The sequence below is a fragment of the Kocuria sp. CPCC 205231 genome, assembly GCF_040980965.1.
GTDB classification, from domain to species: domain Bacteria; phylum Actinomycetota; class Actinomycetes; order Actinomycetales; family Micrococcaceae; genus Kocuria; species Kocuria rosea.
On record NZ_JAVKPP010000031.1, the window covers coordinates 1 to 16,426 of the forward strand.

The following is a 16,426-nucleotide window of genomic DNA, read 5'->3' on the forward strand; positions in this document are numbered from 1 at the left end:
GGCGTCGTACTTCTTGGGCATGTCCTCATCCTTCATCGAAAGGAAGCGGCATCAAACCCGTGACGGTTCACTGGAAGAGCACGCACCATTGCGTGCTGATCGCTACCCCTACCGCGGAACCGGTGGGCCCCCCGGGATCCCGGAAGACTACGAGAAGCTAGACGTGGAGCAGGCCTGGTCCGGGCGCGGGGCTGTGGTGCTGCGCCTGCCGATGGTCTACGGCCCCCACGATGCGCAACAGCGCGAGGAGGTGGTGTTACGGCGCATCCGCGCCGGACGGACCCGGATGCCGATCGGAGCCGGCAACCTGCTGTGGTCCCGGGCCCATGTCGAGGACATCGCCACCGCTGTGCTCACCGCCCTGCACACCCCGGCGGCGGCCGGCCTGACCCTGAACCTGGGGGAACCGACCACCGTGCCGATCTGCCAGTGGTTCCAGCAAATCATCGAGGCCACCGGCGCGAACCTGGAACTGGTCCAGGTCCCCGAACCGGTGCTACCAGCAGAACTGGCACTCACCGGCGCGCCCGCCCAGCACATGCTGGCGTCCACCCACCGGGCCCAAGAGGTGCTGGGGTGGTCCCCCGGTAACCCGCAGACCCGGGTCACCCAGTCCGTGCGCTGGCACCTGGCCCACGCCCCGGCCACCGAATGGACCCAGGACGACGCCCGCACCGACAACGCAGCTCTCAACGCCGCCTAACCCATAGGCGCCAGTGCCCGGTGAAAGATTTCGAGGGAACAGCAGTCGCGGGTTAACCAGTAAATGCACACTCCCATTCACAAACCCTGTATCCCACCAACCGGAAACAGTGCCGGGCAAACCGCGGACAGCGGAGCCAATAGCGGATTCGGTCCCTCTCGCTTTACATATGGCCGGTTAGCGGCGGACCGTGCTGCGGTAGAGGTTCGTTTTCCGAGACGTCTTCTCGTATGGATGGGGAGGAAAGGAGCAGGGCCCGTCCCGAGATCCGGGACGGGCCCTGGCGGGCGGAGAGGGTCAGGAGCGCTGTTTGAGGGCGTCCCGGATCTCGGTGAGGAGTTGCACCTGGGGGTCGGCCTCCTCGTCGGCGGGGGCGATGCCCAGGCGGCGGTTGCGGGCCTCGATCATCTTGTTCATGGGCAACACGATCGCGAAGTACACGGCGGCGGCCACGAGCAGGAAGTTGACCAGGGCGGTGAGCAGCACCCCGAACCGGATGTCGTTGCCGTTGAGTGTGATCATCGCGAACGAGTCGAAGTTGGGTGAGCCCACCAGTGCCGAGATGGCGGGCATGAGCACGGACTCGACGAGGGCGTTGACGACCTGGGCGAAGGCGGCACCGATGATCACGGCGACGGCGAGGTCCAGGACGTTGCCCTTAATGATGAATTCTTTGAATCCTCTAAGCATGCGCCCAGACTATCGGCGCTGAGCCCACCGAGAACCCCGCCGCCCTAACCTATTGAGACCGTATCGATGTCCTTTTAGACGCTGCTAGCGGCACATCGGTCCGAATGCTCAGCGCCGCCTGCCCCTGGGTGCCTTGTGCCCACCGCCTGGGGGCGGGCAGTGCTGGAGTCGTGTGGGAACGACCCGTTGTGGAGGCCCGCAAGGGGCAGGGGGCTGGTCGGTCGAGTGCTCGGTGGCGGCCGCCTCGAGGGGTGCGCACGAGTGGGCCGGTCGGACACCTGGGCGCCGCATCCCGTGCCGGGAAGGGAAACCGGCTCCTCGAACTGAAGGTCGACGTCACGACGCGGGCCTCGGGCCCCACATGGGGTCCGAGGCCCGCGACAACACGTGCGGATCAGTTCTGCTGATCCTCAGGGTTCTGCTCGCCGACCAGACCTCCGGCGTGTTCCTGGGCCTGGTCCACCTGGTCCTGGAACTTGTTGCCGGTGTGCTCATCGACCATGTCGCCGCCGCCCTGGATGCCCTGCTCCACCTTGTCCGGGTTCTCGCTGGCGAAATTCTTGGCCTTGTCCGCAAAGCCTCCGAGATCCACCATGGTGACTCCTTCCTCGATCGGTCAGGGCGAAATCGTCTCCGCCCGGGAACTCGTCCAGCCTGGAACAAGGCCCCGACCCGAGTCAATCGATAGTGAACAGACACGGCGACCTGTTTTGCGCGCGCGAAGGGCCCCGGGGCGCGAAAGTTGCCAGACAATGGGAACTGTCGCGCGACAGTCCGACAAGCGGTGGGGGGCCGGTCAGCGCGACTCCGGACTCCTGCCGTGAATCATCACCGGGCTGTTGTGCCGGCCTCCGACAGGAACCGGGCGAAGCCAGCAGACCCGATCGTGATCGGCACGAACGGCTGGGCTTCCACGAGGGCTGGGGCACCGTCACCAGACTGCCGCCCGAGCTCGTCGAGCCACGGACCTAGACCCACGCCCACCGAAGGGAGAAGACGATGAAGCTGACCGTCACCGAGTTCGTGAGTCTCGACGGGGTGTCCCAGGGCCCGGGATCACCCGAGGAGGACACCAGCGGTGGGTTCACCCAGGGGGGATGGCTGGTCCCCTACCTGGACGAGGCGTTCATCAACCGCGCCGCGCAGTGGTTGGGCCAGGCCGAGGCACTGCTGCTGGGCCGGCGCACCTACGACGCCTTCGCCAGGGACTGGCCGAAGATCACCGACCCGAACGATCCCTTCACCGAGCTCATGAACAGCCTGCCGAAGTACGTCGCCTCGCACACCTTGACCACCGGCCCGTGGAAGCCGACCACGGTCCTCTCCGGCGACGTTGCGGCCCAGATCGCAGAACTCAAACAGCAGCCCGGGGCCGAGCTTCAGATCCACGGAAGCGCTCGACTGGCCCAGTCTCTGCTGGCCGCAGGACTGATCGACGCACTCCGGCTCGTGGTGGCCCCGGTCGTCCTCGGCCACGGGCGCCGCCTCTTCCCCGACGGTGGCGCGCCAGCGCGCCTGCAGCTGGTCAGCAATCAGACCACCCCGGGCGGGCTCGCCCTCCAGGTCTACGAACGGACCGGGCTCCCGGCCTACGCGACCTACACGGGCGTGTCGAACCTGGCATGAGGACAACGATCACCCGCGCACCCGTCCGCAGAAGCCGTAGCCGTACCCGAGCCACGGCACGGTCGGTTCGCGGTCAGCCATCGGACTACCTCGACGCGCGACGGCACAGCGGGACCGCCGCACCGGAAGGTGTCAGGTCAACCTGTCACCTATTCGTGCGGCAGTCCCGTTCGTCGAGGTACTTGGAGGTGGTGGTCACCGAAGCGTGACCCAGCAGCTGGGCAACGACCTTCACGTCCCAGCCTTCGGTGAGCATCAGGGTGGCTGCGGTGCTACCGGACATTGCCCGCGGGAATGATGATGCAGTTGAGGTTCGGCATCTGGTTGCGGCCATACGATGACCCCGTGCTCCATGACTTCTCCTTGCGACCGTTGATGGCAGCGGAGAACGCGTTGCTGGCCGCGGCCACGCTCGGGAACCTCAACTGGTGCGGGCAGCGGTTCATAGCGGCCGATGTGCGCACGCGGTCGGAGTTCGCCCACTACACGGTCGTTGATCCCCAGCGCGGCGACTTCGGTTGGGTGGCCGAAGTCGGTAAGGGCGCCATCGGCGTTGTCTGGGCCCAATTCCTGCCCCCGGATGATCCTGGTTACGGATTCCTCGCCGAGGACACCCCGGAAGTGAGCCTGTGGGTGCGGGGCGACTGGCGTGGCCGGGGAGTGGGCAGGGCGCTCCTGCGCCGGGTGCAGGACGACGCGCGAGCTCGAGGGGTGCCCCGGCTCAGCCTGTCGGTGGAGGCCGACAACTACGCCAAGAAGCTCTATGCGGCGGAGGGCTTCGTCGACGTCCCCGGACGTGCAGCCGATGGCGTCATGGCCTGGAACCCATAACAGGCACCGGGCCAGCACCACGCAGACGGCATCCCCAGGGGAAGGCTTAGCCGATGCGGTCGGAGTCGGTGTCCGCAGGACCGGGGGGCCCAGCAATTCCAGCCTGCCGTACGCGCCGGCGGAAACCGCCTCTGGGCGGACAACCCGGCCCCGGACCGCCTCGTCAGCACGGCGGGGCGTCTCACCGGCGGAAGTGGGGACATTATGAAAGTCGATCTTTTCCTTACCGGTCGGTACGGTTGGGGTATCGCGCACGGTGCTCAGTCGGGGGGCTGGGCCACCTAGTGTGGACCGTGTCAGAGGGCGCAGCCGGGGGGCTGGCCCATTCCAGACCGGTCGAATAGCCGCCGTCCTGGCGGCAGAAGAGCTGGGGCCTTGGGCTCCGTCGTCGGGGGGCGACGCTTCTGCCGTCGGGCTGGCGGCCCCTTACGGCACTCATGACCGTCCCTCCGTCCCTGTGGCAGCACATCGTCCATTCGCAGGTAGCTGCCCCGGTTGAGGAGGCCCGCATGAACGATGCCCACCCTGCCGCAGCGCACGCCGACTGGGCGGTCCCCGTGGCCGATCCGCTGTCGCGGGCGGCGGCCTTTGCCGCCCTGCGCCCGGCCCTGGAGGCTCTGATCCACCAGGCGGGCGCCGACTCCCGGCTGAGCGTGGAGGCCCGTCGGGTGCTGCGCGCGGTGGCCCGCACCCGCCCCGAGCACACCCTGGCTTTGGCTGAGCTCGCAGCCCGCGCCAGCACGGCCAAGGCCCAGGTTCGCCTCGCGTTGACCGAGTTGGACGCCCACGGCTATCTCGCCCAGCTGGCACACATCGCCCCGCATCTGAGCGCAGCACTGCCCCCACATACTCGCTGCACCCCGGCAACGGACCCTAAGGTCGAACCCGTCGACGGAGACACCTCCTGAACCTCCTCGTCCATAGTCCGGCCTCCGTGCAACGACCTCACGCCGAACCCGGCGGGTCTGATGCACTGTGGGTTGCTTTCCGGGCCGTGGAGTGCTGGCTAGTGACGGAGGTTGTAGAGCGTGATCGAGGCCAGCATCGTCAACCCGGCCAGCACTGCGGCTGCGGGCCCTGCCGTGGGAGTGACGAAAAGACCCACCGCCGCGGCGATGGCCGCGGGACGCAGGGGCTCTGCCTCGAGGGTGCCGAAGGCCGTGGTGGCGAGTGGGATCAGCACCAGCGTCGCCACCACACTCGTCACGTAAATCGTCAGGGCATGCCGGCGCGGCCGTGCTACGGCGGGGTCGTGCCGGTGCAGCAGTGTCGCGGCCAACCATCCGAGCGCGAGCACGCCCCAGGCAACCAGGGTCAGTCCGGGCCGCGGTGGGACCAGTGCGGAGGCGTTGGCCAGCACGAAGGTGCTGCCCCCGGCCGCGCCCACAGCCGAGCCCACCAACAGCGGCAGGACGGCGGCGAAGTCCCGGGGCGGCTTCCGCTGCTGATGGGCTGGAGGAGTCGATTCGGGACGTGAGGTGTTCACAGCGTCCACGCTCCTCCTGGAAGCTGCAGGACTCCCCGCGCGCCACGCCGAACGGGCGCCAGCGACACGTCAGCGGGGAAAGCTCTGCGCGCACTGGTGGTGTCTGTGAGATGCACCCCCATTGGAGAAGGTCTGGGGGAAGAAGCCATGTTGCTGATGCGGGTCGGGGTCCGTGAAAGCGGGACGCGGGGCCGGGGCCGAATGCTGTGGGAGTACGGTGGAATTCGAACGACGCGATCCGGTGACCAGGTGGGCGCCCCGTACCTGGTGCCGTTTCCCCTACCTGGCCTGAAGGGAACAGCATGAGCACCTCCTCGCACGCCGAGGGCCTGCAGGGGTCGCCGGCGCGGATGTCCCCGGATGCTAGCCCGGTGTCTTCTCGGCGGCGGATCCCGTTGCGGTCGACCTGCGCGCAGCCCCACTCCTGCCCGGCGCCGGTGCGGATGCAGGTGCTGTCCCGGACACCGATGTTCGCCGGGCTGGTCGAGGAGCAGCTGGCGGACATCGACCGAAGGATGACCTCCCTGTCCTGGGCTGAGGGGGACGCGCTCCATGTCGAAGGAGCGCCTGCCGAACACCTTTACCTCGTGGCCGCGGGACGGGCCAAGGCTTACCGGACCGCACCGAATGGGCAAGAGGTCGTGGTGGAGCTGCTAGGGCCGGGAGACCTGTTCGGCGGGCTACGCACCCTCGGCCAGGAAGCCTACGCCGAGACAGTCGAGGCTTTGACCACCGTGTGCGCCCTGCGGGTTGGCGATGACGCGTTCCGTCAGATCCTCGGCGAGCACCCGGTGGTGGGGCTGCGGGTGCTTGAGGACACCGCCGCGCTGCTCGCCCAGGCCCGTTCCGACGTTACCCGGCAGTCCACGGCCACCGTGGCCGAGCGACTGGCGGCGGTCCTGCTGCGCCTGGCGGAGAAGTTCGGGGAGCCCGCTCGCGAGGGCGGGACGCTGATCGAGCTGCCGCTGTCGCGGGCGGACCTGGCCGGGATGACCGGGTCGACCCCGGAGTCCGTCTCCCGGGTGATGAGCCGGTGGCGCAAGGACGGTGTCATCAACGCCGGCCGCCGCTGGACCGCTGTGCGCGACCCGCGCCGGCTGACGGAGATCGCCGGAACGGAGGCCTGGTCCTCCGAGCTTCGCGGTTGATTGACGCCCGTCATGGTTCGAGGACCCGGCCCTGCGTAGGTTGGAGACACACCCGATGAGGTGAGTACTCCACAACAGGGAGAGGAACCCCGACCATGACCACCACCACAGCCACCACCACTCACACGGTCCTGCGTGCCGAGGGCTTCTCCTGCCCGTCGTGTGTGGCCAAGATCGAGAAGCGCGTCGGGCGTCTCAAGGGCGTTTCGGCGGTGAAGGTCCACTTCGCCTCGGCCCGCATCGAGGTCGACCACGACCCTGCCCACGTGAGTGTGGAGGAGATCGTCGCCGCTGTTGCCAAGGCCGGCTACACCGCCCGCCCTGCCGTCTTCTGAGCTGGTCCATCACCACGGCCCGCGCCGCTGCCGCGACCTTCCCAGGAGGCCCGGCAGCGGCGCTTTCGCTGTGTCCGCATCACTGAGTCGTGGCGGGTCTTCTCAGCGGTTCGCGGTTGATTGACCCCCGTCATGTTCTGGTCTGTGGGTTCTGCGTAGCGTCGTGAACAAGCCCCCCATCGGGGGTGTAGGAGTCCTCGGAAAGGACGGACACCATGAACAGGGTGCAGAGCTGGATGTACGGCCGGTGGGCGATCCCCGCGGTTGCGGGGGCGCTGATCCTCGCCTCGTTCGCGGCCTCCAATGTCGTCGGCTCGGTCCGGTGGGCGGATGTGCTGATGATCGCTGCGGCCGTGGTTGCCGGCTACAACATCGTGGTCAAGGCTGCCCGGGCGCTGGTCGCTCGTACGGTCGGGATCGACCTGCTGGTGGCGGTCGCCGCCATCGGGGCGGTCATCATCGGCAACTACTGGGAGGCCGCCGCGGTGACCTTCCTCTTCGCGGTCGGCCACGCCCTGGAGTCGGCCACCCTCAACAAGACCCGCTCGGCGCTGGCCGAGCTCGTCGCGGTCGCCCCGGACACCGCCGTGGTCCTGCGTGACGGGGAGCAGGTCGAGGTTCCGGCCGCGGACGTGGCGATGGGCGAGGTGGTGCTGGTCAAGAACGGCGCCAAGGTTCCCGTCGACGGCCAAGTCGTGGCCGGCACCGGTGCCGTGGACGAGGCTTCCATCACCGGTGAGTCCATCCCGGTGGAGAAGGCCAAGAGCGACCAGGTCTTCGCCGGGACCGTCTCCCGCGGCGGGTTTCTTCAGGTGCTGGCCACCGGCATCGGCGCCGACACCACGCTGGCCCGCATCATCCACCGGGTGGAGGAGGCCCAGGACGCCAAGGCGGCCACCCAGGCATTCATCGACCGCTTCTCCACCTGGTACACCCCCGCAATCATGGTCCTGGCACTGGTCGGTGGCTTGATCACCGGGGACGTGGTGCTCGCCCTGACCCTGCTGGTCATCGGCTGTCCCGGAGCCCTGGTGATCTCCATCCCGGTCGCCATCGTGGCCGGCATCGGCCGTGCGGCCCGCAATGGCATCCTGATCAAAGGTGGGGAGTTCCTGGAGACCTCCGCGAGGATCACCGCCGTCGCCGTGGACAAGACCGGCACGCTCACCGAGGGCCGCCCGCAGCTGACCGACGTGGTCGTCTTGGACCCGGCGCTGGACCGCGCGGACGTGCTGGGCTGGGCCGCGGCCGCGGAGGCCGGCTCCGAGCACCCCCTGGCCCGCCCGATCCTCGACGCCGCTGCGGCCGAGGGCGTGGGCGCCTCCGTGGTCCCCGAGGCGGTCGACCCAGTCCCGGGCAAGGGCATCGTGTCGACCACTGACGGGGTGCGGGTGCTGATCGGCAACGCCGCGTTGCTGGAGCAGTACGGCATCACCGACCCGAAGGCTGCAGCTGCGGCCCAGAAGCTCGCCGCGGCTGGGCGGACACCCATGATCGTGGCCGTCGACAATGCCGTGATCGGTGTCATCGCCGTGGCCGACCAGGTGAGGGCCGACGCGGCCGAGATGGTGTCCCGGCTCCACGAGGCCGGGGTGGAGAAGGTCGTCATGCTCACCGGTGACGCCCCGTTGGTGGCTCAGGCCATCGGGAAGGTCACCGGGGTGGACGAGATCCGCGCCGGGTTGCTGCCCGAGGACAAGCTCGAGGCGGTCGCGGCGCTGCAGCGGGAGGGCCACTTGGTGGTGATGGTCGGCGATGGCGTCAATGACGCCCCCGCCCTGGCCACCGCGGACATCGGCGCGGCCATGGGCGCGGCCGGCTCGGCTGTGGCCGTGGAGACCGCCGACATCGCGCTGATGGGCGACAACCTGCTGAAGCTGCCCGAAGCGATCGGGCTGGCCAAGCGCACCGTGGCCGTGATGCATCAGAACATCACCGTCGCCCTGATCACCGTGGTGCTGTTGTTGGCCGGGGTCTTCGCCGGCGGGGTCACGATGTCGATCGGGATGCTCGTCCACGAGGCTTCTGTGCTCGTCGTGATCGCCAACGCCATGCGGTTGCTGCGCCGCGCCCAGGACACCACCCCCGCGACGGGCACCACACCGGCCGCCCCGGCCACAGACCGGGTGACATCCCGGTCCTAGGACACCACCGTGGCGGGCGGCCCCACACCAGGACCGCCCGCCACGGGGTGGAACGCACCACCAGTCCTGCCCGGCCCCGGGCGGAGAGACCACCATCACTGCAGGAGGAGCATCATGAGCGCGCAAGAGCACTTCATCATCGAGGGCAACATTGAGCACTTCACCATCGCCGACATCGCTGGCAGCAACCCCGACTTCCGCCAGGTGCTGTGGACCGGCCAACACGCTCAGATCGTTGTCATGACCATCCCTACCGGTGGTGAGATCGGCGAGGAGGTCCACGAGCACACCGATCAGATCCTCACCTTCGTCGCCGGCACCGGGGAAGCCGACCTGAACGGGCACACGCATCCGATCGAGGCCGGTGACCAGTGCGCGGTCCCGGCCGGGGCCCGGCACAACTTCCGCAACACCGGGGATGAGCCCCTGGTGCTCTACACCGTCTACAGCCCGCCCGAGCACGCCGCCGAGGCCGCCTACGCCACCAAGGAGGAGGCGGACGCGGCCGAGGCCACCGGCCGGGACGAACCCCCGACCGGTTGAGCCCGCACTCATCCACACCCTCTAGAGAAGAAACGAGGAAGACGATGTCCACGGTCTACGTGTTCACCGATTTCGGCGGTCCTGAGACCCAACAGCTCCTCGATCGGCCCGCCCCGCAGCCTGGCCCGGGCGAGCTGGCCGTGGAGGTTCGGGCCGCCGGGGTGAATCCTGTCGACTGGAAGATCCGCTCCGGGGTACTGGGGCGGGACCGGGAGTTGCCGGCCCCGATGGGCCGGGAGGTCTCCGGCGTCGTGACCGATCTCGGGGAAGGCGTAAAGGGTTTCGCGGTCGGCGACGAGATCCTCGGCCCCGTCGCTCCGGGTCACGGCGGGTTCGCCGAGCACACCCTCGTGCGGGCGGCCGAGGCGGTCGCCAAGCCCGGGGAGATCTCCTTCGCCGACGCCGCCACCATCCCGGTGGCTGCGGCCACCGCCTATGACGCCACCCACCAGTTCGAACTCGAACCCGGCCAGAGATTGCTGATTCTTGGCGCCGGCGGCGGGGTGGGACTGATGGCCGCCCAAATTGGGCGCGTCCACCAGTTCACCGTCATCGGCGTCGCCAGCCAGTCCAAGCGCAAGATCGTCGAATGCACCGGGGCGACCTTCGTCCCCTCCGGGGAAGGAGCTGCTGACCGCGTCCGCGAGGTCGCCCCCGAGGGGGTGGACCTTATCGTCGACCTCGTCGGGGGTGAGGCCCTGGGCGAGGTCGCCGGCCTGGTTACCGATCCGGCCAGGATCATCTCGGCGGCCGACGCCACGACCGCCACAGAACTGGGCGGGGCGGCACTGGAACGCACCGAGGAGCGATGGAAAAGATCACCGAGGTCATCGAATATGGACTCGTCGATCCCCACGTCACCGCCTGCTATCCCCTGGCAGAAGCAGGACGGGCGATCGCCGAGGTCGAGGCCGGTCACGCCACCGGCAAGATCGTCATCGAACCCACCCCCGTGTGCTGATCATGGGCACGCCCGGAGCCTCATGCGGTGAGAACAAGGGCGCCGGTGTGGCGGCCCCAGCCCATTGACGGGGGCCGTCACACCGGCACCTGTCGACTCATCTTGAGGCGGGGCGCGAGAGAGCGGATCCAGCCCACAGAAGGAACATCCCATGTGCCAGAGGACCAGTCCGACCACGAGCCCCCGCATCGCCACGGCGACGCGCACCAGCGTCGAAACCGTCCAGCTCCAGCAGCTGATCAAGAACGCGGAAACAGCCGCCGCCCAGTACGAACGGAACGAAGCGAAGATCGAGCAGTGGGGACTCGATTCCTTCCCCGCCTCCGACCCGCCCCAGAACTACTAAACCCCAGGGGTTGGCTGCTCGGGCGTCCCGACAAGCGACGCGTGCTCGGCCCCGGCCGGGGAGAGGCTGATTCCTCCACCCCGACACGGGGTCGGTGTTCCCGCCGGAGCGGTGGGTGTCACCGCAGGCGCAGCGGAGCGGTGGCGAACCCACCCACGGGCGGCAACTCGCGTTCCCGGGGCCGGTCCGGATCGGGCTCGATCACGGCCGTCGCCGCCAGGGCGGCGCGGGTCAGTACTCGCAGCTCGAGGGTCGCCAGCGGCCTGCCAGGGCACACGTGCTTGCCGATCCCGTACACCAGGTTGTACGGGGCGTTGCCGACCGGGTCGAACGCGTCCGGGTCAGCGAAGATCCGCGGGTCGCGGTTGGCGGCGGTCCAGTTCAGGAGCACCCGGTCGCCGGCGGCCAGCTCTCGACCACCGACTGTGACGGGTTCCGTCGTGATGCGGCGGTTGGCGACGAACGGGTCATCGATCCGCAGGATCTCATCGAGGATCGCGTCGAACTCCCGGTCGGACACCCCCGAGCGCAGCCGGGCCTGCAACTCGGGTTGATCGGCCAGATAAGTCAGTACCACGCCGGTGCACAACGCCATCGACCCCAAGTCACCGCCGGTCCAGTTGCGCAGGATCGAGACGATCTCATCGTCGCTGAGCTCCCGCCCATCAACCTGGGCACGCACAAGCTCAGTGGTCACGTCATCGGGCGCACCGTCGCCGGCCTCGCGGCGGACGTCGGTCAAGGATCGGATGATGGCGTCGAAGCGCTGGGCGACCTCAGTGGTGCGGGAACGGTCCCGGGAGCGGGTGGCGGCATGGTTGTCCTGCATCCACTGCAGCAGATCCTCCTCCAGGCCTGCAGGCCACCCCAGCCAGGCCGTCTGTGCGCGCACGGCGAAGCGGGAGCCGACCGCCACGGCGTCGATCGGGCCGGGGACCTCGAGCTGGCCCACCAGGTCGGTGGCGACCCGCTGCACCACCGGCTCCAGGGCGCTCATCCGCTCAGGGGTGAAGAACCGCTCCACGAGGGCGCGGAAGGCCGTGTGGGTAGGGCCGTCAAGACCGTTGGGCACCTGGAGGTAGCGGGAGACTGCGTTGGAGAAGCTCTCGTGGTCCAGCGCGGCGGCAGTGACGTCAGCGTGGGTGAACAACGTCCAAGCACCACTGGCATCGCGGGCCACGGGACAGCGTGAGCGCAGCTTGTCGTAGGCGGCCACAGGATCGCGACGGACCTGCGGGCCCCGCGGGTTCCAATCGGACCGGACGGGATCCGTGGCCGGTCCCGGTGCCGTGGCGGGTCCGGCCAGCGGGGGTGCGTGGGGGATGGCGTCATCGGCCGAGGGATGGCCTGTCATGTGTGTCCTGTCGTGGGTGGCCGTCAGCGCGGTGCGCGGGGACCTCCGCGCCGGCGGTGGGGGCAGTTGGTGGTGGTGTTCAGGGGTGGGTTCGTTCGTCGACTTTCCCGCCGTTGCGTACGGTGAGGGCGAGCAGCAGGGACAGGATCGCGAAGCCGGCCAGCAGGGTCAGGCCCACGAAGTAGCTGTTGTGCTCGGCGTTGTAGGTGGCGCCCATGACCAGCGGCGGGAAGTATCCGCCCAGGCCGCCGGCGGCGGCGATGATGCCGCCGATGGTGCCGACGTCCTTGGCCGGGGCGGCTCGGCCGACCCAGCCGAAGACACCGCCGGTGCCCAGGCCGAGGAAGAGTGCCATGAGCAGGAAGGTGGGGCCGTAGACGCGTTCCTGACCGGGTTGGAAGGCTACGACCATGGCGAGCACGGCGGTGCCGGACAGAGCGGTCAGGGTCACCGTCTTCGGCCCGATCTTGTCGGCCAGGATCCCGCCGATGGGTCGGGCGATGACGGCGGCCAGGGCGAAGCCGGCGGTGCGGGTGCCGGCGGCGGTGGCGTCGAAGTCGTAGACGTTGTCGAGGTAGGTCGGCAGGTAGTTGGAGAACGCGACGAACGCCCCGAAGACGACCCCGTAGAGGAAGCACAGTTGCCAGGTGACTTTCAGCGTGAACGCGTGTTTGATCTTCGGTAGGACCGGCTCGGGGGCCTTGGCCCCGTGCACGGGAGAGTCCCGTAGCAGCGCCCAGCACAGCACAGCCATGACTCCCACGATCACCGCGATCAGGACGTGGGCGCCCAGGTATCCGATCCCGGTCACCAGGCGGGGGGTGAGGAACGCGGAGACGGCGGTGCCGACCATACCGGCGCCGAAGACCCCGGTGGCGAAGCCCTTGCGGTGGGATTCGTACCACCCCGAGCAGAACGGGACGCCCACGGCGAAGACGGTACCGGCGATGCCGAGGAAGAACGCCACGGCCACGAGCAGTCCGAAGCTGCCCAGCTGCCCGACGAGCCCGGTGACGAGCACCAGGGGAGCGGTGATGCCCAGGATGACGGTGAACATCACCCGCCCGCCGTAGCGGTCGGTCAACGCGCCAACGGGCACCCGGCAGACGGCGCCGACGAGGATCGGCATGGCCACCAGCACCGAGGTCTGGGTGGCGTCGAGGTCCATCTGCTGGGCATAGCGCTTGGCCAGCGGCCCCACGATCGTCCAGGCCCAGAAGCCGACTGCGGACGCCAGGGTGGCCAGGAGCAGGTTGCGCAGCTGCCCGGCCTTGAGGTCAGGGGCAGTGGTGCCGGAAGAGGTCGCGGGGGAGGTGGATGACATGGCTGTCCTCGTGCGTTCGGTGGGCAGGGCGAGACGTCAGTGGCGACCGGCGCGGTTGCGGCCCGTGGGTGCTTTCGTGGTGCCACGGGCCCGGTCCCGGGTGCCCACGGGCTCCCAACCCCGGCGCACCGGGGCCAGGTTCGTTCCGGAGGCGCGGTCACGGGAGCGGTAGACGATGTAGGGGCGGAACAGGTAGTGCACCGGTGCGGTGAAGGCGTGCACCAGGCGGGTGAAGGGCCACAGCGCGAAGAGCGCCATCGCCCACAGGGCGTGCACCTTGAAGCCGGGGCCGGCCGCGGCCATGGCGGCGACGTCGGGTTGGAAGATCCAGATGGAGCGGAACCACGGGGAGACGGTCTGGCGGTAGTCGACCACGGTGGTGTCGAACAGGGACAGCACCGTGGTGCCCAGGCCCGTGAGCAGCGCGCCGACGAGCATGACGTACATGAGCTTGTCGTTCTTGGTGGTGGCCATGAACACCGGCCCGGTGGTGCGCCGGCGCCAGATGAGCAGCACGATCCCGACCAGGGTGCCCACCCCGGCGATCGTGCCGATGCCCAGGGCCATGATGTGGTACAGGTGCTCGTTGATCCCGACGGCGTCGGTCCAGGTGCGGGGGATCACCAGCCCCATGACGTGCCCGGCCAGCACTGCGAGGATGCCGAAGTGGAACAGCGGGGAGGCGATGCGCAGGATGCGGGACTCGTAGAGCTGGGAGGAGCGGGTGGTCCAACCGAACTGGTCGTACTTGTAGCGCCAGATCGAGCCGCCGATGATCAGCGCCAGCACGACGTAGGGCAGGGCACCCCACAACAGGACGTCCCCCACCCCGATCTCGACGGTCTCGGGAGGCGGAGCGGTGGGGATCATGGGCTGTTCCTTTCGGTGACGGGCAGCAGCCGGGGGTCGTAGGGGTCCAGGCCCACGGATTCGGTGGGCGGGCCGTAGCCGGCCATCCGCATCACCGCGGCGCGGTCCTCCGGGGAGACCCCGGGCAGGGTGGAGCACACCAGGGCGAGGGCGCCGCGGTGCGGCAGGCCGTCGTCGCGCAGGGACAGCCGCAGCAGCTCCAGGGACGGGCGGTAGCGCTGCAGCAGTTCGTAGCCGTCCTCGGGGGAGACCTTCGCGGTGAACTCCAGCACCAGTGGCAGGTAGTCCGGCAGCTCGGACTCGTCCAGCTGCGCCCCGTGGGAGCGGTAGATCTCTTTGAAGGCCGCCAGTGCCTCCCCACGGCGTCGGGTGTCCCCGTCGGTCCAGTAGGTCAGGTGCAGGCTGTGCCGCCGGGACAGGTCAAACTCCTGGACGTAGTCGGCCTGCACCTCATCCAAGGGGCGAGCCGTGAACCACTCGAACAGCTCCTCGACCTCCTCCACGGGGGCCTCTACCTCTGTGAGCGCCCCGTGCAGCAGCGGGAGCACCTCGAGCATCGCCGGGGCCGGGTAGCCCAGCAGCACTGCGGCGGCCTGCCGGGTCACCGCGCTGCGCCGGGGGTCCGGGTCGGCGTAGGCGCCCGGGTCGAGGGTGCCCGGCCCGGCCTTGCCGAGCAGCTTCTCCAGCAGCCCCATCAGCGCGCCCCGTTCCCGTCCTGGGGCGGGAACAGGCCCTGGGGCTTGCCCCGCCCGTCCCAGTTGAGCAGGTTGACCCGCCCTCCCAGTTCCTCGTTTCCGGTGGGGTCGGTCCCGCGCTGCCGTGCCTGCAGGGCCGCGAAGTTCTCGGCCGCGACTGGCATCGGCGTTCCGGAGGCTTCGCCGAACACCCCGGTCTGGCCCATGCCGGGCCCACCGTCCACGTCGAGGGAGCAGCCGATCTCCTCGAGGTTGTGCGCGTCCTCCAGGTGCGCGGAGGGGATGACGTAGCGTTCCTCGTACTTGGCGATCGCCATGAGCCGGTACATTTTCTGGATCTCGGTCCCGGTCATCCCGACGGCTTCGGCGATCGCCTCGTCCGCTTCCTCGCCCAGGGCGATGTCGCGCATGTAGGAGCGCATGGCTGCCAGTTTGTTGAGCACCTCCCGGATCTTCTCGGTGTCCCCGGCGGTGAACAGCTCGGCCAGGTACTCGACCGGGATGCGCAGGGAGTCGATCGCCCCGAAGAGGTTGGCGGCGTCCTCGCCGTCGTGGCCCTGGTCCTTGAGCAGGTCCACGACCGGCGACAGTGGCGGGACGTACCAGACCATGGGCATCGTGCGGTACTCGGGGTGCAGGGGCAGGGCCACCCGCAGCTCTTTGGCCAGGGTGTAGACCGGGGACTTCCGCGCCGCGTCCAGCCAGTCCTCGGGGATGCCCTCGGCCCGGGCGGCGGCGATCACTGTCGGGTCGTGCGGGTCGAGCATCAGGTCCAGTTGCGCCTCGTAGAGGTCTTGTTCGTCCGGTGTCGCGGCGGCTTCGGTGACCCGGTCGGCGTCGTAGAGGAAGATGCCGATGTAGCGCAGCCGGCCCACGCAGGTCTCGGCGCACACCGTGGGGATCCCGACCTCGATGCGGGGGTAGCAGAAGGTGCACTTCTCGGCCTTGCCGGACTTGTGGTTGTAGTACATCTTCTTGTACGGGCAGCCGGTGACGCACTGGCGCCAGCCGCGGCACTTGTCCTGGTCGACCAGTACGATGCCGTCCTCGGTGCGCTTGTAGATCGCCCCCGAGGGGCAGGAGGCCATGCAGGAGGGGTTCAGGCAGTGCTCGCAGATCCGGGGGAGGTAGAAGGCGAAGGTCTGCTCGAACTCGAACTTGATCTTCTCCTCCGACTCCTTCCGGACCTTCTCCACGATCGGGTCCAGGTGGCCCATCTCCGGGGCGCCGCCGAGGTTGTCGTCCCAGTTGGCCGACCAGGAGATCTTCATGTCCTCGCCGGTGATCAGGGACTTCGGTCGGGCGACGGGGAAGTCGGTGCCGGCGGGGGCGTTGGTGAGGGTCTCGTAGTCGTAGGTCCACGGCTCGTA

Annotated in this window: 19 protein-coding genes and 1 pseudogene; 11 read left to right on the top strand and 9 right to left on the bottom strand. The window is 68.9% G+C overall.

The features are described from left to right. Positions 1-163 precede the first annotated feature (163 nt). On the top strand, positions 164-703 hold the full coding sequence (locus RF640_RS18230; protein WP_368828598.1) for an NAD-dependent epimerase/dehydratase family protein: 540 nt from the start codon (positions 164-166) through the stop codon (positions 701-703). Positions 704-1,000: 297 nt separating this feature from the next. On the opposite strand, the gene mscL is transcribed toward RF640_RS18230, so the two are convergent. Then, positions 1,001-1,393: a large conductance mechanosensitive channel protein MscL gene (gene mscL, locus RF640_RS18235; protein WP_368828599.1), complete on the bottom strand. Its 393-nt coding sequence runs from the start codon at positions 1,391-1,393 to the stop codon at positions 1,001-1,003. A gap of 394 nt (positions 1,394-1,787) precedes the next feature. Further along, positions 1,788-1,988 carry an antitoxin gene (locus tag RF640_RS18240; RefSeq protein WP_017834502.1) on the bottom strand — a complete coding sequence of 67 codons (201 nt, stop codon included), beginning with the start codon at positions 1,986-1,988 and terminating at the stop codon, positions 1,788-1,790. A 404-nt stretch (positions 1,989-2,392) separates the two neighbouring features. Here RF640_RS18240 and RF640_RS18245 point away from each other — a divergent pair, with 404 nt between their 5' ends. Continuing rightward, positions 2,393-3,019, top strand: a complete 627-nt coding sequence (locus RF640_RS18245) for a dihydrofolate reductase family protein (protein WP_017834501.1) — start codon at positions 2,393-2,395, stop codon at positions 3,017-3,019. Positions 3,020-3,164: 145 nt separating this feature from the next. Here the strand turns inward: RF640_RS18245 and RF640_RS18250 are convergent, their stop codons facing one another. Then, complete coding sequence (locus tag RF640_RS18250) at positions 3,165-3,302, bottom strand: tyrosine-type recombinase/integrase (protein WP_229587746.1); 138 nt, start codon at positions 3,300-3,302, stop codon at positions 3,165-3,167. A gap of 62 nt (positions 3,303-3,364) precedes the next feature. Here RF640_RS18250 and RF640_RS18255 point away from each other — a divergent pair, with 62 nt between their 5' ends. Both RF640_RS18255 and RF640_RS18260 read left to right on the top strand, forming a co-directional pair. Beyond that, a complete protein-coding gene (locus tag RF640_RS18255) occupies positions 3,365-3,850 on the top strand; it encodes a GNAT family N-acetyltransferase (protein WP_242630411.1) in 486 nt (161 codons plus the stop codon). 509 nt (positions 3,851-4,359) lie between these two features. Next, the gene (locus tag RF640_RS18260; RefSeq protein ID WP_058874016.1) at positions 4,360-4,758 is read left to right on the top strand and encodes a helix-turn-helix domain-containing protein; all 399 of its coding nucleotides are present in this window, start codon (positions 4,360-4,362) and stop codon (positions 4,756-4,758) included. Positions 4,759-4,856: 98 nt separating this feature from the next. On the opposite strand, the gene RF640_RS18265 is transcribed toward RF640_RS18260, so the two are convergent. Continuing rightward, positions 4,857-5,345: a hypothetical protein gene (locus RF640_RS18265; protein ID WP_017834498.1), complete on the bottom strand. Its 489-nt coding sequence runs from the start codon at positions 5,343-5,345 to the stop codon at positions 4,857-4,859. Positions 5,346-5,638: 293 nt separating this feature from the next. On the opposite strand from RF640_RS18265, the gene RF640_RS18270 reads away from it, so the two are divergent. From RF640_RS18270 to RF640_RS18300, 7 genes and pseudogenes are all read left to right on the top strand, one after another. Further along, positions 5,639-6,484: a Crp/Fnr family transcriptional regulator gene (locus tag RF640_RS18270; protein ID WP_058874015.1), complete on the top strand. Its 846-nt coding sequence runs from the start codon at positions 5,639-5,641 to the stop codon at positions 6,482-6,484. A gap of 95 nt (positions 6,485-6,579) precedes the next feature. Beyond that, complete coding sequence (locus RF640_RS18275) at positions 6,580-6,819, top strand: heavy-metal-associated domain-containing protein (RefSeq protein ID WP_058874014.1); 240 nt, start codon at positions 6,580-6,582, stop codon at positions 6,817-6,819. A 215-nt stretch (positions 6,820-7,034) separates the two neighbouring features. Further along, positions 7,035-8,963 carry a cation-translocating P-type ATPase gene (locus RF640_RS18280; RefSeq protein WP_058874013.1) on the top strand — a complete coding sequence of 643 codons (1,929 nt, stop codon included), beginning with the start codon at positions 7,035-7,037 and terminating at the stop codon, positions 8,961-8,963. Positions 8,964-9,077: 114 nt separating this feature from the next. Further along, positions 9,078-9,506 carry a cupin domain-containing protein gene (locus RF640_RS18285; RefSeq protein WP_017834494.1) on the top strand — a complete coding sequence of 143 codons (429 nt, stop codon included), beginning with the start codon at positions 9,078-9,080 and terminating at the stop codon, positions 9,504-9,506. Between the two features lie 44 nt (positions 9,507-9,550). Beyond that, positions 9,551-10,192 (top strand): annotated as a pseudogene (locus RF640_RS18290) (NADP-dependent oxidoreductase); the annotation flags it as partial. A 122-nt stretch (positions 10,193-10,314) separates the two neighbouring features. Then, positions 10,315-10,467, top strand: coding sequence for a zinc-binding dehydrogenase (locus RF640_RS18295; protein WP_368828603.1), 153 nt, complete (start codon positions 10,315-10,317; stop codon positions 10,465-10,467). A gap of 151 nt (positions 10,468-10,618) precedes the next feature. After that, the gene (locus RF640_RS18300; RefSeq protein ID WP_368828600.1) at positions 10,619-10,813 is read left to right on the top strand and encodes a hypothetical protein; all 195 of its coding nucleotides are present in this window, start codon (positions 10,619-10,621) and stop codon (positions 10,811-10,813) included. Between the two features lie 118 nt (positions 10,814-10,931). On the opposite strand, the gene RF640_RS18305 is transcribed toward RF640_RS18300, so the two are convergent. The 5 genes from RF640_RS18305 to narH all read right to left on the bottom strand — a co-directional run. Next, entirely contained in the window at positions 10,932-11,963 is a 1,032-nt protein-coding gene (locus RF640_RS18305) for a cytochrome P450 (RefSeq protein ID WP_242630410.1), read from the bottom strand. A gap of 283 nt (positions 11,964-12,246) precedes the next feature. Further along, a complete protein-coding gene (locus RF640_RS18310; RefSeq protein ID WP_058874012.1) occupies positions 12,247-13,491 on the bottom strand; it encodes an MFS transporter in 1,245 nt (414 codons plus the stop codon). 36 nt (positions 13,492-13,527) lie between these two features. Continuing rightward, complete coding sequence (gene narI, locus RF640_RS18315; RefSeq protein WP_109244522.1) at positions 13,528-14,361, bottom strand: respiratory nitrate reductase subunit gamma; 834 nt, start codon at positions 14,359-14,361, stop codon at positions 13,528-13,530. Further along, the gene (narJ, locus tag RF640_RS18320) at positions 14,358-15,056 is read right to left on the bottom strand and encodes a nitrate reductase molybdenum cofactor assembly chaperone (protein WP_368828601.1); all 699 of its coding nucleotides are present in this window, start codon (positions 15,054-15,056) and stop codon (positions 14,358-14,360) included. Before narJ ends, narI begins: the two co-directional genes overlap by 4 nt. Further along, on the bottom strand, positions 15,056-16,426 hold a 1,371-nt coding region (gene narH / locus RF640_RS18325; RefSeq protein ID WP_368828602.1), incomplete at its 5' end, for a nitrate reductase subunit beta. The genes narH and narJ, both read right to left, overlap by 1 nt.

Excerpts from the sequence above, each read along its gene's own strand:
- mscL (WP_368828599.1), bottom strand. The coding sequence starts at position 1,393 with ATGCTTAGAGGATTCAAAGAATTCATCATTAAGGGCAACGTCCTGGAC.
- RF640_RS18240 (WP_017834502.1), bottom strand. The coding sequence starts at position 1,988 with ATGGTGGATCTCGGAGGCTTTGCGGACAAGGCCAAGAATTTCGCCAGC.
- RF640_RS18245 (WP_017834501.1), top strand. The coding sequence starts at position 2,393 with ATGAAGCTGACCGTCACCGAGTTCGTGAGTCTCGACGGGGTGTCCCAG.
- RF640_RS18250 (WP_229587746.1), bottom strand. The coding sequence starts at position 3,302 with ATGTCCGGTAGCACCGCAGCCACCCTGATGCTCACCGAAGGCTGGGAC.
- RF640_RS18260 (WP_058874016.1), top strand. The coding sequence starts at position 4,360 with ATGAACGATGCCCACCCTGCCGCAGCGCACGCCGACTGGGCGGTCCCC.
- RF640_RS18270 (WP_058874015.1), top strand. The coding sequence starts at position 5,639 with ATGAGCACCTCCTCGCACGCCGAGGGCCTGCAGGGGTCGCCGGCGCGG.
- RF640_RS18275 (WP_058874014.1), top strand. The coding sequence starts at position 6,580 with ATGACCACCACCACAGCCACCACCACTCACACGGTCCTGCGTGCCGAG.
- RF640_RS18280 (WP_058874013.1), top strand. The coding sequence starts at position 7,035 with ATGAACAGGGTGCAGAGCTGGATGTACGGCCGGTGGGCGATCCCCGCG.
- RF640_RS18285 (WP_017834494.1), top strand. The coding sequence starts at position 9,078 with ATGAGCGCGCAAGAGCACTTCATCATCGAGGGCAACATTGAGCACTTC.
- RF640_RS18295 (WP_368828603.1), top strand. The coding sequence starts at position 10,315 with ATGGAAAAGATCACCGAGGTCATCGAATATGGACTCGTCGATCCCCAC.
- RF640_RS18300 (WP_368828600.1), top strand. The coding sequence starts at position 10,619 with ATGTGCCAGAGGACCAGTCCGACCACGAGCCCCCGCATCGCCACGGCG.
- RF640_RS18310 (WP_058874012.1), bottom strand. The coding sequence starts at position 13,491 with ATGTCATCCACCTCCCCCGCGACCTCTTCCGGCACCACTGCCCCTGAC.
- narI (WP_109244522.1), bottom strand. The coding sequence starts at position 14,361 with ATGATCCCCACCGCTCCGCCTCCCGAGACCGTCGAGATCGGGGTGGGG.
- narJ (WP_368828601.1), bottom strand. The coding sequence starts at position 15,056 with ATGGGGCTGCTGGAGAAGCTGCTCGGCAAGGCCGGGCCGGGCACCCTC.